Origin of the sequence: Paraclostridium benzoelyticum (genome assembly GCF_001006285.1) — a bacterium.
Classification (GTDB): Bacteria; Bacillota; Clostridia; order Peptostreptococcales; family Peptostreptococcaceae; genus Paraclostridium; species Paraclostridium benzoelyticum.
On the sequence record NZ_LBBT01000329.1, the window covers coordinates 1 to 16,438 of the forward strand.

Annotated in this window: 19 protein-coding genes; all 19 read right to left on the reverse strand. The window is 28.8% G+C overall.

The window, feature by feature from the left end; translation table 11 throughout:
* Window positions 1-40: 40 nt before the first annotated feature.
* Window positions 41-1,513 carry a stage IV sporulation protein A gene (gene spoIVA, locus VN21_RS15730; protein ID WP_046824091.1) on the reverse strand — a complete coding sequence of 491 codons (1,473 nt, stop codon included), beginning with the start codon at window positions 1,511-1,513 and terminating at the stop codon, window positions 41-43.
* A 91-nt stretch (window positions 1,514-1,604) separates the two neighbouring features.
* Window positions 1,605-2,618 (reverse strand): NAD(P)H-dependent glycerol-3-phosphate dehydrogenase, encoded by a 1,014-nt coding sequence (locus VN21_RS15735; RefSeq protein ID WP_046824092.1) that lies wholly within the window; start codon window positions 2,616-2,618, stop codon window positions 1,605-1,607.
* A 29-nt stretch (window positions 2,619-2,647) separates the two neighbouring features.
* On the reverse strand, window positions 2,648-3,253 hold the full coding sequence (gene plsY, locus VN21_RS15740) for a glycerol-3-phosphate 1-O-acyltransferase PlsY (RefSeq protein WP_046824093.1): 606 nt from the start codon (window positions 3,251-3,253) through the stop codon (window positions 2,648-2,650).
* 17 nt (window positions 3,254-3,270) lie between these two features.
* Window positions 3,271-4,593, reverse strand: coding sequence for a ribosome biogenesis GTPase Der (der, locus tag VN21_RS15745; protein WP_046824094.1), 1,323 nt, complete (start codon window positions 4,591-4,593; stop codon window positions 3,271-3,273).
* Between the two features lie 14 nt (window positions 4,594-4,607).
* A complete protein-coding gene (locus VN21_RS15750; RefSeq protein ID WP_084822230.1) occupies window positions 4,608-5,936 on the reverse strand; it encodes a DUF512 domain-containing protein in 1,329 nt (442 codons plus the stop codon).
* A gap of 92 nt (window positions 5,937-6,028) precedes the next feature.
* Window positions 6,029-6,220 carry a capping complex subunit for YIEGIA gene (locus VN21_RS15755; RefSeq protein ID WP_021429980.1) on the reverse strand — a complete coding sequence of 64 codons (192 nt, stop codon included), beginning with the start codon at window positions 6,218-6,220 and terminating at the stop codon, window positions 6,029-6,031.
* A 15-nt stretch (window positions 6,221-6,235) separates the two neighbouring features.
* Window positions 6,236-7,150, reverse strand: coding sequence for a YIEGIA domain-containing protein (locus VN21_RS15760; protein ID WP_046824096.1), 915 nt, complete (start codon window positions 7,148-7,150; stop codon window positions 6,236-6,238).
* A gap of 17 nt (window positions 7,151-7,167) precedes the next feature.
* Window positions 7,168-8,094 (reverse strand): YIEGIA domain-containing protein, encoded by a 927-nt coding sequence (locus VN21_RS15765; protein ID WP_046824097.1) that lies wholly within the window; start codon window positions 8,092-8,094, stop codon window positions 7,168-7,170.
* Between the two features lie 60 nt (window positions 8,095-8,154).
* A complete protein-coding gene (locus VN21_RS15770) occupies window positions 8,155-9,441 on the reverse strand; it encodes a HAMP domain-containing sensor histidine kinase (protein ID WP_046824098.1) in 1,287 nt (428 codons plus the stop codon).
* A gap of 13 nt (window positions 9,442-9,454) precedes the next feature.
* On the reverse strand, window positions 9,455-10,147 hold the full coding sequence (locus VN21_RS15775; RefSeq protein WP_046824099.1) for a winged helix-turn-helix domain-containing protein: 693 nt from the start codon (window positions 10,145-10,147) through the stop codon (window positions 9,455-9,457).
* A gap of 17 nt (window positions 10,148-10,164) precedes the next feature.
* A complete protein-coding gene (gene pgeF / locus VN21_RS15780; protein ID WP_046824100.1) occupies window positions 10,165-10,875 on the reverse strand; it encodes a peptidoglycan editing factor PgeF in 711 nt (236 codons plus the stop codon).
* Between the two features lie 6 nt (window positions 10,876-10,881).
* Window positions 10,882-11,337, reverse strand: coding sequence for a transcriptional regulator NrdR (gene nrdR, locus VN21_RS15785; protein ID WP_046824101.1), 456 nt, complete (start codon window positions 11,335-11,337; stop codon window positions 10,882-10,884).
* 29 nt (window positions 11,338-11,366) lie between these two features.
* Window positions 11,367-11,630 carry a YlmC/YmxH family sporulation protein gene (locus VN21_RS15790; RefSeq protein WP_021430001.1) on the reverse strand — a complete coding sequence of 88 codons (264 nt, stop codon included), beginning with the start codon at window positions 11,628-11,630 and terminating at the stop codon, window positions 11,367-11,369.
* Between the two features lie 73 nt (window positions 11,631-11,703).
* Entirely contained in the window at window positions 11,704-13,386 is a 1,683-nt protein-coding gene (locus VN21_RS15795; RefSeq protein WP_046824102.1) for a bifunctional diguanylate cyclase/phosphohydrolase, read from the reverse strand.
* Between the two features lie 66 nt (window positions 13,387-13,452).
* Entirely contained in the window at window positions 13,453-13,572 is a 120-nt protein-coding gene (locus VN21_RS18310) for a cyclic lactone autoinducer peptide (RefSeq protein WP_084822231.1), read from the reverse strand.
* Window positions 13,573-13,596: 24 nt separating this feature from the next.
* The gene (locus tag VN21_RS15800; RefSeq protein ID WP_046824103.1) at window positions 13,597-14,238 is read right to left on the reverse strand and encodes an accessory gene regulator ArgB-like protein; all 642 of its coding nucleotides are present in this window, start codon (window positions 14,236-14,238) and stop codon (window positions 13,597-13,599) included.
* A gap of 10 nt (window positions 14,239-14,248) precedes the next feature.
* Window positions 14,249-14,713, reverse strand: a complete 465-nt coding sequence (locus tag VN21_RS15805) for a hypothetical protein (RefSeq protein WP_046824104.1) — start codon at window positions 14,711-14,713, stop codon at window positions 14,249-14,251.
* 128 nt (window positions 14,714-14,841) lie between these two features.
* Window positions 14,842-15,615: an RNA polymerase sporulation sigma factor SigG gene (gene sigG / locus VN21_RS15810; RefSeq protein ID WP_046824105.1), complete on the reverse strand. Its 774-nt coding sequence runs from the start codon at window positions 15,613-15,615 to the stop codon at window positions 14,842-14,844.
* 90 nt (window positions 15,616-15,705) lie between these two features.
* A complete protein-coding gene (gene sigE / locus VN21_RS15815) occupies window positions 15,706-16,437 on the reverse strand; it encodes an RNA polymerase sporulation sigma factor SigE (RefSeq protein ID WP_046824106.1) in 732 nt (243 codons plus the stop codon).
* Window position 16,438 lies beyond the last annotated feature (1 nt).

The following is a 16,438-nucleotide window of genomic DNA, read 5'->3' on the forward strand; positions in this document are numbered from 1 at the left end:
AAAATTAAAAGGTGCATACCTTTGTATGCACCTTTTAATTTTATAAAATAATAGTTATTATATTTGAACAACCATCATTTATTATTTTTTGTAAAGTTCTTTGTATCTTAATTCTTACATCATCTGGCATCATATACAACTTACTTTGCAATTGATCTTTTACTAAGTCATGCAATGATTTTCCAAACATATTATATTCCCATATTTCATTTGGATTTTCTTCGAAACCTTTTAGTAAGCTTTCTAACATTTCTTTACCTTGTTGCTCTGTTCCTACTCCTGGAGAAATTTCTGTAGATATATCAGCTTTGATCATATGAATAGATCCAGCTTTCGCTCTTAATCTAACCCCATACTGTTTACCTTGCTTAACTATTTCAGGTACATCCAAAGTAAGTTCATCTATAGTAGGTGCTACTAAACCATATCCTTTCTCTCTTACATCAGTTAGCGCTTGTTCTACCTTTTCATATTCTGTGTTAACTTTCGATAATCTAGTTACTAGATTTAATAATTCATATTCTCCATCTATTTTAAATCCACTTTTTTCTTCTAAAACATTATAGAATAAATCCTTTTTAGTTCCTAAATTTATACTTACTATACCTTCTCCTAATTCTACATTATCAACTTGAGTTTCATCTAAGAAATCCAAATTTTCAAATCCATCTATTATAGAATTTACATCTCTTATAACTCCAACTTCGTCTATACTATCTTTTATAGCACATATTATATTATTTTTTATCCAGTGATTCTTTTCTAATCCTTCTATCCATTTAGGGAAATTTATATTTATTTCATTTATAGGGAAATCATATAGTACATTTTCCATAACTTCTTCCACATCCTCTTCATCCATAGCCAAGACATTTAATGGTATTACAGGCTTATCATATTTTTCTTCTAATTCTCTTTTTAATTCTAAAGTTGACTCAGCATATGGATCTAGCGTGTTCAATACTATTACAAATGGTTTCTTAAGTTCTTTTAATTCATTTATTACTCTTTCTTCAGGTATAGAGTATGATTTTCTATCTATTTCCGTTATGCTTCCATCTGTAGTCATAACTATTCCTATTGTAGAATGATCTCTTATAACTTTTTTTGTACCTATTTCAGCTGCCTTTTCAAAGGTCATAGCTTCATTAGACCATGGTGTAGATACTAATCTTTGTTTACCATCCTCTTCATGACCTAAAACTCCATCAACTATGTACCCAACGCAATCAACCATTCTAACTTTCATTGAAACATTTTCTCTAATCTTTATTTCTACACCATCAGCGGGAACAAATTTTGGCTCAACAGTCATAATTGTTTTTCCTGAACCACTTTGAGGTATTTCATCTTGTGTTCTTTCTCTTTTAAATTCATTTTCTATATTAGGTAAAACTAATAATTCCATGAATTTTCTTATAAATGTAGATTTACCTGTTCTAACAGGTCCAACTACACCTACATATATATCCCCTTGAGTTCTTCTTGCTATGTCCTCATATATATTATTCATCTATAACCCTCCTGCATACAAATTCTTAATAAAGTATATTTTAATCTGCAGGTTAATATTACAAAAATAAAAAAAAACTAGATTTAATAATCTAGTTTTCTTTTACTACCTCTTCAACTTCATGTGTTTTGTTTCTCATCATTAACTCATCTACGACTTCATCTGGGTTAGATCCATTGTGAAGAACTGAGTAAATAGCATTAGTTATAGGCATTTCTATATTTAATTTTTTTGATACATCATAGGCAACTTCCGTAGCCGTTATTCCTTCTACTACCATTTTAACTTCTTTTAAAGTTTCTTCTAAACTTTTTCCTTGTCCTATAAGTATTCCAGCTCTTCTATTTCTACTATGCATACTCGTGCATGTAACAATTAAATCACCTATTCCTGACAATCCAGAAAAAGTAGGCGATTCAGCTCCCATAGCAATCCCTAGTCTACCTATTTCACGTATTCCTCTTGTCATTAGAGCAGCTTTAGCATTATCTCCATATCCTAATCCATCACATATACCTGCTCCAAATGCGATTATATTTTTCAATGCTCCACCTAATTCAACTCCAACAACATCAGGATTTGTATATACTCTAAATTTAGGGCTCATAAATGTATCCTGGACTTTTTCAGCAGTACTTAAATTTTCAGATGCTACAACTACAGTTGTAGGTATATCTCTTGAAACTTCTTCTGCATGTGATGGTCCAGAAAGAACAACATATTCACATTCTGGTATTTCTTGTTCACATACCTCAGAAAGTCTTAACCCAGTTCCTTTCTCTAAACCTTTTGCAACATCGATTAATATTTGATTGCTTTTTACAAATGGCTTAATTTGCTTACAAATACTTCTTATAGCTTGAGAAGGTACCGCTAAAACTATCATTGAGCTATCTGTTACTGATTCTTCTATATTTGTTGTAACTTTAATATTTGCTGGTATGTTTACACCTGGAAGATAATCTCTATTTTCTCTAGTTTCATTAATTAAACTGCATTGATCTTCGTTTAAAGTCCACATAGATACATCATAGCCTTTTTTAGCTACTACTAATGCTAATGCTGTCCCCCAACTTCCAGCTCCTAATACACAAATTTTTTCCATACAAACACCACCTAAGTATACTTAAAGTATTATTTTTTTTCTCCTATTTTTCTTTCTGTTCCATTTAATAATCGTTTGATATTCTCTCTATGTTTAAATATTACTGATGCTGATAGAAACAAGGCAACTGCTAATCCTTTGTAATTTCCTATAAAAAACATTATTATAGGAGATGTACATATACTAAGTACTGACCCTAAGGAAACATATTTTGTCACGTATACAATTAATATGAAAAATGCAAAACAACTCAAAGCTATAACAGGGTTTACAGCTATCATAGCTCCTAAAGAAGTAGCTACTCCTTTTCCACCCCTAAATCCTAGATATATAGGCCAGTTATGACCTATTACAACAAATACAACTGCTATGTAAGATGCTGTAGCTACATCTGTGTGGGCTATAGTGGATATTACCTTTGCTATTAATACAGCTATTACACCTTTTAACAAATCTCCTACAAATGTCATTATTCCAGCTTTTTTTCCTAATGTTCTAAGTACATTTGTAGATCCTGCATTTCCTGAACCTTGGGTTCTTATATCCACACCCATCATTCTTTTTGCTATTATATATGATGTCGATATACTTCCTATAAAGTACGATACTAAAATAATAATTAGGTAATTAATCATTTCTTCCCCCCTAATACCTATTTTCTTTTTTCTCTATAGTCAAACCATACAGGTGTACCTTCAAACCCAAAGTTTTCTCTTATCTTATTTTCAAGATATCTTTGGTATGAGAAATGAGTAAGTTGCTTATCGTTTATAAATAATGTAAATTTAGGTGGTTGTGTTCCAGTTTGAGATCCATAGTATATCTTAAGTCTCTTACCTTTATCTGAAGGTGGTTGATTAAGAAGTACAGCTTCCCCTATTACATCATTTAATGTAGATGTTGGAACTCTCTTAGCATGTTCTTCAGCTATATAAGTTACTGTTTCTAATATTTTGTTCATTCTTTGGTTTGTTTTCGCAGATACGAATACTATAGGTGCATACGACATGAACGGGAATTTCTCTCTTATAGTTTTTGTGTATATACTCATAGTTTTATCATTTTTTTCTATTAAGTCCCATTTATTTATTACAAATAAACAAGCCTTACCTTCATCATGTGCAATACCTGCTACTTTTGTATCTTGCTCTGTTACACCTTGCTCTGCATCTATTACAATAAGAACTACATCCGCTCTATCTACTGCACTCATGGCTCTTATTACACTGTATTTTTCTACATTTTCATATATCTTACTTTTTCTTCTAAGTCCTGCTGTATCGATTAAAAGGAATTTATTATCTCCTTTTTCTAAATACGTATCTATAGCATCTCTAGTTGTTCCAGCTATAGGACTTACTATAACTCTATCTTCTCCTAGCATATTATTTAATATAGAAGATTTTCCTGCATTAGGTTTACCTGTTATAGCAACTCTTATTATATCTTCGTCATATTCTGTATCTAATCCTTCTGGGAAGTTGGCTACGACTTCGTCAAGTAAGTCTCCAAGCCCCATACTATTTGCACTAGATATTGCAAATGGAACCCCTAATCCTAACTCATAAAAATCATATACATTATCAAATTGACTCTGACTATCTATTTTATTTACTACTAATATTACAGGTGTGTTAGTTTTTCTAAGCATTTGTGCTACTTCTTTATCTGCCGCTGTAAGACCTGCTTTACCATCAACAACAAACATTATAACGTGAGCCATATCCATAGCAAGCATAGCTTGATTTCTCATTTGAGATAATATTATATCATCACTATTTGGTTCTATACCTCCAGTATCTACAAGTGTAAAATATTTGTTTAACCATTCTACCTCTGTAAATATTCTATCTCTTGTTACTCCTGGAGTATCTTCAACTATTGATATTCTTTTTCCTGCTAACTTATTAAATAAAGTTGATTTCCCAACATTAGGTCTTCCAACTACTGCAACTACCGGTCTATTATCGTTCATAATAACCTCCCTCTCTATTTCAAAATCTTATCAACAAAGTCTTTACCTTCATTTAAGCAAGGTACAACTTCAATATTCATAGTATTTTGTAATTCTTCTAGTGTAATGTTATCTAAAAATATTTCTTCATCTGCTTTTAACATACTTCTTGGTATATATAAAGTTTGTCCTAAGTCCTTGTCCTTTAACTGATTTATTATATCTGTCGCTGTTATAAGCCCCGATACAGTTATGGTTTCTCCGAAGAAGTTATTTACTATCTTGTAAACCTCTATCTCTACTCCTGGGCATTTATTCATTATACAACTCGCCATATTTTTTATAAATTCATATGCAGAGTGTCCCGTAGCTATAGAAATTTTCTTTTTAGAATTTATTTTTTCATACGAAATAGTTTGTAGATAGTCATGAATTTCTCTTTCTAACTTACTTATCATACCTACTCCATTTTCGAATTGTATAAAGCCTTCATACTCATCATAATCTAATAATTTTTTATTTGCCATTATATAAAACTCGTCTGATAGGAATATAAATCTTGTTCCTAATTCATTTAGATATTTTTCTTGTAATTCATGAACTAACTCTATAGTTTCTCCAGCAGTTTGTTCATTAAATATCTCTAAGTTTGGTAGATGTTCTCTGTGTTTAGTTATTCCTACCGGAACTGCCGCTGCACTATTTACATATGGATATAGTTTTGTTAAATCAGATACAGTTCTTTCCAATTCTGCTTTGTCATTGTATCCTGGACATAAAACAATCTGACAATTCATTTGTATCTGAGCATCAGCTAATCTTTGCATTATTTCATAAAGCCTTCCAGCAAACTTATTTTTAATCATTTTTTGTCTAAGTTCTGGATTTGTAGTGTGCACAGATATATTAATAGGGCTTATTCTATATCTAATTATATTATCTATATCTTCCTCACTCATATTTGTTAAAGTGACAAAGTTTCCTTGTAAAAATGACAATCTTGAATCATCATCTTTAAAATAAAGTGTTTCTCTCATACCTTTTGGTAATTGATCTATAAAGCAAAATACACATTTATTTCTACAACTTTTAGCTTTATCTATTATAGGATTCGTAAATTCAATTCCTAAATCTTCATCATAATCTTTTTCTATTTCATACACATATATTTCATTGTTTTTCTTTTTTATTTCTACTTCTAAGTACTCATCACTTAGCAAGAATCTATATTCTATTATATCATGTATGGGTTGATCATTTATAGAAATTAACAAGTCTCCAACTTCTATTCCTAGTTCCCAAGCGATGCTATCTTTGTATACTTTACTGATTATATTATTTGTATTTTTTACATTGACTTCCATAAATTTCACCACTTTTCCTTTATAAGTACATCACATTATATTACCACGTTTTCTTTAAAATAGTCAATAAAAAGGTACCTTTAAAGGTACCTTTAATGCTTAACTACTATTAGAGTTCCATGATATACATCATGAACCATACCTCCCATAGTTTTAGATATTATTAAGCCTCTTTCTTGAAGTTCTTTTTCATCTTCTGCATAAAAAACAGGGATATTCGCCGATTTCATTTCTTTATTTGTAGTGATAATAGCTAATGTTACGTCAGTTATACCTACATTCATATTTTACACTCCTTTTTATTGTTTTATATTAAATCTCTTCAATGCCCAATTATGCCCTCTAGAAGTTTCAATTATAGGGGTACCTTTTACAGCCGAGATAAATTTATTTATATCTTTCTCAATAGGTATATATGGCATTACTAAACTTTCATTTTTAGGATTTCTTCTCAAAATCGGCACAAAATCAGGCTCATCAGGAGTTCTCATTATCCCTAATCTTGAATACGCTATATTGGCTATTGTTTGTCTTTGCCCTGGACTTAATATTATACCACTATTTATATAATTACCATCTTTAGGTATAATTTCTACCGCTAATCCATGCTCCAAATACCTTTGTTTTGAAGAGTCTAACCCTATATTTGAAATTACAACATCATTTACTTTTAACAGTGGTCCATCAAATGATATTTTAGCTGGAATAACCTCAGCTATGGATCCTATACTTTCTCTTACAAATAATTTTTTAAATATTAAAGCTAATCCGATACCTGATACAGCACCTAAGAATATGCTTCCTCCTTCACCTATAAAAAGTTCTGTTTTAGATAAATGGTACACAGCTGACGTAGTTAAAGCTGTAAGTATACACGTATAACTTCTTACTTCATATGTAAGAGCTATTTCTTCTATAAATCCAGCACCTCGTTTTACTAAAAGTGAATCTTCCATATCTGTTAAGATTTTTCTTTTGCTATGCCTTACTTGCCTAAATTGGCTAGCTGCCAATGATAAAAAGGTAATTGATGTATAAGATTTTTGTATTAAAGCAGGAACTAACATTGCTCCTAAAGCAGATCCTATAATAGCTAAAACAAGTTGTGATACTAACATATTAGGTTCTGTTGGGTATTGTTTCCTATCTGTTTTTAAAGTTATAACTCTCGAAACAATCCCAATAACTATACCAATTATAAATATACTTTTCATTTACTCACCCCTTAATTTTACTTGTTCTTATTTTTCTTTCTATATGCATTATTATTTCCTTTTGAACTATCTAATATAGGGGCACTTTTTACAGCCTCTACTGTTAAATCAACATCTCTAACTAATGGAATGTATCCAAAATTAACTGAATTATCCTGTGGATTTGTTCTTGCTATAGGTATAAATTCTGGCTCGTCAACATCTCTATCTATCCCCATATGTAAATATACGTTATGTAGCATAGCTTGTTGTTGAGCTGGGTCTCCTATTATACCCGCAGATACCATATCCTTTGGCATAACTTTAATGCCTACACCCTTTTCTATATATCTTTGTCTTGATGTTTCTAATCCTATATTTGTTAAAACTACCCCTCCTACTTTTAATAATGCACCATCAAATTCTATTGGTACAACCTCTACATCTACAATGTCTTCTAAACTTTTACTTGATAATATTTTCTTAAATATATATCCCACAATTAAAGTTGATACAATAGATGCTAAAGTACATATAATAAAATTAACTTTGAATGTATTGTATGTGATTATAAAAGCTATAGAGCCTCCTAATGATGAAAATATACTAAGGTAGTTTCTAACTTCATAATTTTTAGCCACATCATGAATATAAGTCATTCCTTTGCTAATTAATTCATTATCATCTATATTTGACAATGTTATTTCTTCTTCACTTGCTACTTCTTGAAATTGTTGTATACCTACTGCTAAAAAAGTTAATGCCGCAAACTCCTTATCTAATAAAGCTGGGAATGCTACAGCTCCCAACGCAGATGCAATAAATGATAAAATAAGTTGTTCTATATAATCTTGAGGTTGAGTTGGTTGTTGTTTGTTTACTAGCCTTAATACTATAAGTCTTGATAAAACACCTAAAACTAAAGCTACCCCAAATGCACGCCTAAATAATGTAGCATCATCCATATGTTATCCTCCTTTTATTTTTACTATATTTAGTTTGTGCAAAAAAAAAAAAAAATTTCCTTAATTAAGGAAATTTTTTTTTGGTATTGTAACTGTAAATTCAGTTCCTCTATTTAATTCACTTTTCACACTTATAGTTCCATTTAAAGATTTAACTATATGTTTTACTATAGCAAGTCCTAGACCAGTGCCACCTACGTCTCTACTTCTCGCTTTATCAACCCTATAAAATCTCTCAAACACCCTGTCTTTATCCTCTTTAGATATTCCAATCCCATTGTCTGAAACCTTTATAAATATATCTTCATCACTTTCATATACATAGGTTTCTACAAAGCCTCCATCTGGAGTGTACTTTATAGCATTATCTATTAAATTTAAAAATATTTGTTTAATATAATCTCTATTCGAATTTATAAAAATTTTATCATCATCAAATTTGTATTTTAATTCAATATTTTTTATATTAGCAGAGTTAATAGTTAATTCATAAACTTCTTTAAATACATTTAATACCTCTATATTTTCAGATGTTATAGTATCTTTATTTTCTATAAACGAAAGTAGTAATATATCGTCTATAAGTCTTTTTAGTCTATCTGATTCTGTTTCAATTATACCTAAAAATCTATCTCTCATCTTTTTATCTATATTTTCGTTGATTCTTAATGTTTCTACAAACCCACTTATAGATGTAAGAGGTGTCTTTAGTTCATGAGTTACATTGGCAACAAAATCACTCCTCATATTTTCTAGTTTAACTCTTTCAGTTATATTTTCTATGTTTATTATGGAGCCAATAATAACATTATTGCTACTTTGAAGGTATATAGGATCTAGTTTTATATTATATACTATCTCTTCATCATTGGTAATTTCTTTCATTTCAGTTTTCTTTGATCCTATAAACTTAGCAATTTCATTTAATATTTTATAATCTTTTATAACATGATGGATGTTTTTGCCTTCCACAGCTTCACTTCCATCACTTTTTATTATCTTTTTTGCTTCTTCATTTATCAATAAAACATTTCCATTTATATCAATAGCCAAAATACCATGTGATATACTTTTTACAATAGATTTTAATTGTAAGTTTTTGTATTGAACTTCTTGAATCGTAATATCTATTGTATCTATCATGTCATTAAAATTATCAACTAGTTGACCTAATTCACCTTTTGCTGATATGTTTATTTTTGCATGGAATTCTTTGTTGCTTATTTTCTTTGATACAGCTATAAATTCCTGTAAATAGTTTCTTAAGTTTATAGCATATCTTATTGAAATTATAGAAACTATAATTGATATTAAAACAATTAAAAAGTATATGCTTATATTATCCATGTTAAAACGCCCCTTAATCTATTTTATATCCTATTCCTCTAATAGTTTCTATATATTTTTCTTCTTCGCTAGTTCCTTCTATTTTTTTTCTTAAATATCTTATATGAACATCTACTGTTCTAGTTTCACCATAGTATTCATATCCCCATATTTTATCTAATAAGTAGTTTCTTGATAAAACCTTTCCTTTGTTTTCTAGTAAAAGTCTTAAAAGTTCAAATTCTTTAAGTGTTAAATCTATCTTTTCAGTGCCTTTAATTACCTCATGCTTTTGTAAGTCTACTTTTAAATTCCCTATACTTAACACTGTTTTATCACTATTGTCATTATTAACATTGTATCTTCTTAAAACAGAATTACTTCTAGCTAATAACTCTTTTACACTAAATGGCTTTGTTATATAATCATCAGCACCTGAATCTAACCCTTCTACCTTGTCGTTTTCAACATTTTTAGCAGTTAGCATTATTACAGGTATATTCTTTAAATCTTTATCACTTCTAATTTTCTTTAAAAGGTCTATTCCACTTATATTCGGTAGCATCCAATCCAATAATATTAAGTCTGGCATTATCTCTTTTGCTTTTATAAATCCATCAAATCCATCGTATGAGTAATGAACCTCATAATCCATAGTTTCTAGGTTAAATTTTAAAAGCTCTACAATATGCTTCTCATCATCTATAACTAACACTTTCGTTTTCATCTTAAGTTAGCCCCTCTCTACTTTACTTCAAGTATCATACCTAGCCTTTTTGTTGTTTGATTATGTTTTCTATAGGAATGAAATTTATCACTGTTACAACTAGTGCATATGTTTAAATTAACTATATTTTCTTTTTTCACACCACAACTTGTCAATATCAATTCATTTACTTTCCATAAATCTAGATAGTACTTGTTTTCTTTAATTATATAAAATTTTTCATCTCTATTTGTAATAATTGTGTTAAATTTTTCAATTAAATCTTTAGATACCTCGTAACAACAAGGTCCAATTGAAGGTCCTAAGACACAAACTAAATCTTCAGGGTTTGTTTCATACAGCTTTTCCATATTTTCAATAGATTTTTGAGTTATTTTTGAATATGTACCTCTCCATCCTGCATGACAAAGTGCTACAGCTTCCTTCTTAGGATCCACAATAGCCACAGGAACACAATCTGCAACAAAAACTAATAATGGAGTTTTTTTCAAATTTGTAACTAAAGCATCCCCTTCTTTTATTTTTCCTATATCTTCTTTTTTTATTATGTTTACTATATCTGAGTGAGTTTGTTTATTATTTGTTAAGTTTTCAAAATTCATATTTAATTCTTTGCAAAGATTTTCTCTATCGGATTTTGATGCCATATCAATATTTATGTTCGAAAATGCTAAGTTCACAAAATCACATTTTTTATCAAACTCTTTAAATCTTATATAGTTGTCCATGCTCAATCACCTTTTTTCTGTTAGTATATTTTTCAGCTCTTTAACAAATGTATTTATATCTTTAAATTGTCTATACACTGATGCGAATCTTACATATGCTACTTCATCTACATCTTTTAATTTATCCATTACCATCTCACCTATTTTTTTACTTTCTATCTCTGATAGGTAAGTCTTATTTATTTCATTTTCTATGTAGTGTATTATTTCTTCAACTTGTTCTATTGAAACTGGCCTTTTTTCAGAAGACTTCAATATCCCATTTTTTATTTTATTTCTATCAAAATATTCTCTACTATTATCTTTTTTTATAACCATAATAGGCGTTAACTCTATTTTTTCATATGTAGTAAATCTCTTTTTACAAGATTCACACTCTCTTCGTCTTCTTATAGATTGACTATCCGTATGTCTTGAGTCTATTACCTTTGATTCTTTATAATTGCAGTAAGGACATAACAAAGCCTATCCCTCCTTTTTTCTTATGTCTTTTATATATTAAATTCATCTAAACTATGATCTTGACCTTGGTTTACTATAATTGTATCACATCCTATTTTTATTATATCATTCCAAAAAACAACTTGCCCATCATAATTTCTTGAAAAAAAGTTCATACCTCCATCACCTTCAATTGTGAATGATAAAATTTTTCCTTCATTGGTATCCATCTCTATATCTGTAATAAACCCCATTCTTTTACCATTTTTAACATTTATTACTTCTTTATCCATTATATCAGAAATTCTAATCATATTATAATCTACCTCCTCTTAAAAATAAATATGTACAAGAATAAAAAAAAATGACCATACTGGCCATTTTAAATTATTTTTTTAATTCTATCATACTTATAAATTTTTCAACTAGTTCTGGGTCAAACTGACTTCCTGCACATTTTCTAAGTTCTTTTATCGCTTCTTCATGCCCTTTCCTATTATTGTAGGGTCTATGGGATGTCATTGCGTCAAAACTATCTGCTATAGATATTATTCTAGCTAGATACGGGATTTGCTCTCCCTTTAAATTATCTGGATACCCTCTCCCATCATATCTTTCATGATGATGTTTTATAGCTGGCAACAATTCTTCAAATGCTTTTACATGCTTTATCAAATCCACTCCCAACTCTGGATGTTTTTTTAACATATCATACTCTAAATCAGTTAACTTTCCTTTTTTATTTAATACTTCTTCTGGAATTTCAATCTTTCCTATATCATGAAGGTAAGCTGCTAGTTTTAAACGTAGTTTATCCTTTTCATTGAGTTTTAGATAATTTGAAAACCAACCTAAATATATAACTACTCTTTCTGTATGTCCATACGTATATCTATCTTTTTTATTTATCATATTTATAAGCCTTTTTAATGAATTAGCTGTTTCTTCATCTATATATATATGATCTGAAATTTCTTCTAAAACACTATAGTATACCTCTACCCTATTTTTATTAAGTGATTTGGCTCTATAAAGAGCATCATCTGCAGTGTTTATAAACTGATGCTTGTTACTCGCTCTTAGCGGATACGATGAAACGCCTATAGATATCGTCATATTTTTATTTGGTTGATTTTCTTGCCCATAAAAATATGTATTTTCTATATTAATTCTAATCCTTTCCCCAACTCTTATCGCATCTTCTTCTATAGTATTTGGAAGAATTACAGCAAATTCCTCGCCCCCATACCTTGCTACAATATCATTTTCTCTTACACTTTCTTTTAAAATCTGACCTACATCTTTTAAAACAACATCCCCTGCCTGATGACCATTTATGTCATTATAATTTTTAAAATAATCAATATCCATAAATAACATCGAGATTGATGTATTTTCACTGTCAGCACACTCCATTAGAGTTTCTAATGATTCTTGAAAATATCTATGATTATATAAACCCGTAAGTTCATCTACATTAGCTAGATTTTGAAGTTCTTTGCTATGCTCTTTTTCTATATTAACGTACATTCCGAGTATCCATGACGTCACAAAAAAGGCACTTACTATAACTATATCAATTTGAAAATAGTTTGTTATTAATTCTTTAGCTGGCTCTTGAAGATGAACCCCAAATTGTATTGATAGCACATCCACTCCGCAGACTAATATAGAACAAATTATAGAAACAATCATTGCATAGTTCCTTCCAAATTGTATTGCAGATATTATAATTATAAAAATATATAGAAATTTATAAGGACTTTCTTCTTTTCCTGTTGACATTATTATAACTGTACATATTAGCATTAATAAAATTGTCTCTATATTATCCCTGGATTTTGCTGTATTATCTATAAATTTATATTGTCTCTTTGATAACCATATAAAGTAAACTATTAAAAGTATTATTATTGCAACTATGTATATATAAAATAGCATATAATTATAACTTTCTATTGTTGTATAGGAACTTATCATAGCTACCATTCCTAAAAGCATATATATAACTTTTATTATCGCTAATATTTCAAATACTTTTTTATTCCTTATATTTTCAAACTCATTCATTCTTTTCTCCTAAATTCCTTTTTAATTAATAAACCATAAGGATATATCCTTATGGTTTATTTAAAATTACTCTTCTCTTAAAGATTTTGGCATTTCTGGTTCAAAGAATACCATAGCACACATTGTAGATGCCCCATTTCCTAAGTTCATTGCAAAATCTGAGAATAAATTTGCTAAAAAGTTCATAGCTAATCCCCCTTAAATATTTTTTTATTTAAGAAAACAATCTAATTTTAATATGATTGTTTCTCCTAGCTTAGTTATTGCTATTGTTTGTAGTATAATCCCTAATTCTATACAATATACAAACATAGCTGTATCATAATTTAGAATTTCAGTTGATCTAACTATTAAAAGTAATAATATTATTAAAATAAAAACATTAATTCTATTAAATAGTTTCTTTCTAAGCCTATTTCTAGTTTCTTCCTTCTTTAAAGGCTTATTTTTTGTTCCCACTGGAGCCTTTTTATAAAAAATATAATAACATGATACAATACTCACTATACTAAAAATATATATAAAATTATATCCACAGTATTTATTTAGAAAAACATAAATATACGTAAAAATTAATGTTGTTATAATGCCTATTATTAAACATCTATTGGGAGATGTTGCATGAACTCCACCTGAAAACTTTTTCAAACTAGATGCAACAATAGAAATTAATAATACTTCTATTGTTTTCCCTATTATTATCCCTACTAAAATTGTAGCTATATAAGCCAATATAGTGTGTATCCAAATAAACAACCCATAATGCATAACCTGTATTTCATCTTTACTTTTTTTTGCCTTTTCACCTATTTTATTCGAAACATTATATGAAATCTTTTCTATAATATCCATAAGTTTACCCCTATATGTTTGTACTTATCTTTTTAGTTATTACATTTAATCCAATAATTAACAAAATAAATATTAGCAATGATGGAAGTGATAATATTGCACTGTTTATACTTGTATTATCAACTAACATTTTTGTAGATACACCTAATATCTTTTCAGCAACAAGCATATATATAACCTCACTTGTAGCTAGACATATATATATTTTAGAAACATTAATTATAGTTTGTATAATTTGTTGATTTTCAAATTTATAGAAAATCACACCTATTATAAACATACTAAATACAGTGTGTATTCCAAAACTTATAGGCATCATCCTTATACTAGTTAATAAGATTAAAAAAATTAAAGAATTCTTTATAAGTCTTCTAAATTCTATTTTTAAGTTAAATAAAATGTATCCAGCTAAAATTAAAAAAATGCTTTCTGGAAAACTTCTAATTATTACATATGATAATGATGAATTTAACATTCAATTCTCCCTCTTCACTAATATTATCCATTATGAATTATACCATATTTTACATTTTTTTACAATTAATATACAGTTATGAGCATATCAAAAAAATATGCAAAAGTAATATTACTTTTGCATATTTTTTATATATATTTTCTCATATTTTTCAAAGCATTTTTCTCTATTCTAGAAACTTGAGCTTGAGAAATACCAATTTCATCAGCTACTTCAATCTGAGTTCTACCCTTATAAAACCTTAAATCTAAAACCAATCTTTCTCTTCCATTTAATTTTTTTATAGCTTCTTTAAGTGCTATTTCTTGTAACCAATTTTCATCTGTGTCTTTTTTATCTTGAACTTGGTCCATTACAAATATAGCATCTCCATTGTCCTGATATACCGGATCAAATAATGATATAGGATCTTGAATAGCATCTAAAGCCATTACTACATCTTCAACATCTAGTTCAAGCTCTTTAGCTATTTCCGAAACAGTTGGTTCCTTAGAATTAGACCTTACCAGTCTCTCTCTCACTTGAAGAGCTTTGTATGCAATGTCTTTTAAGGACCTACTCACCCTTATAGGATTATTATCTCTTAGATACCTCCTTATCTCTCCTATAATCATAGGGACTGCATAAGTTGAAAATCTTACATTTTGACTTAAGTCAAAATTATCAATTGCCTTTATAAGTCCTATACAACCTATTTGAAATAAATCGTCAATATTTTCCCCTCTGTTGTTAAACTTTTGAATTACACTCAGGACCAATCTTAGATTTCCTCTTACAAATTCTTGTCTAGCTACTTCGTCTCCATTTTTAATTTTTACAAGGAGTTCCGTCATTTGATTATTTTTAAGAACTGGTAACTCAGAGGTATTTACTCCACAGATTTCAACTTTATTTATTTGCATTACAACTCAGTCCTCTCTTAAAAAGTATTTCTTATACAATTATTTACATCTAGTATATTTTTATACTGTTTAAGAGTAATTATTTATTATCTAAACAAATTTTTTCATCTCTTTTTTTAGCCTAGATATTATCTTTTTTTCCAATCTAGATATGTATGATTGAGATATACCTAACATAGTGGCAACTTCTTTCTGAGTTCTTTCATTTCCTTTGCTAGCTAGACCAAATCTTAATTCCATAATTTGTTTTTCTCTATCTGAAAGCCTATCAAGAGCCATAACTAAAAGATCTTTATCTATCTCCTCTTCTATTAACTTATATATTTCATCATTTTCTGTTCCTAATATATCGGATAATAAAAGTTCATTCCCATCTAAATCAACATTAAGAGGCTCATCAAATGATACCTCGGTTTTCTTTTTATTATTTTTTCTTAAATACATAAGTATTTCATTTTCTATACATCTAGATGCGTAAGTAGCTAGCTTTATATTTTTATTTAGCTTAAATGTATTTACAGCTTTTATTAAGCCTATTGTTCCTATTGATATAAGATCTTCTACATCAATTCCTGTATTTTCAAATTTTCTAGATATATATACTACTAATCTTAAATTTCTTTCAATTAAGATAGATTTTATACTTTCATCATGTTCTAAGTTTTTTAAAAGTTCTTGTTCTTCCTCAGTAGAAAGCGGTGGAGGCAATATATTTACGCCTCCCAAATAATATAGCCCCTTTGGATTTAACAGACCTAATCTTTTTAATATTTTATAAAAATAACCTATAAACTTTGACTTTAATTTTATAAAATTTTTCATA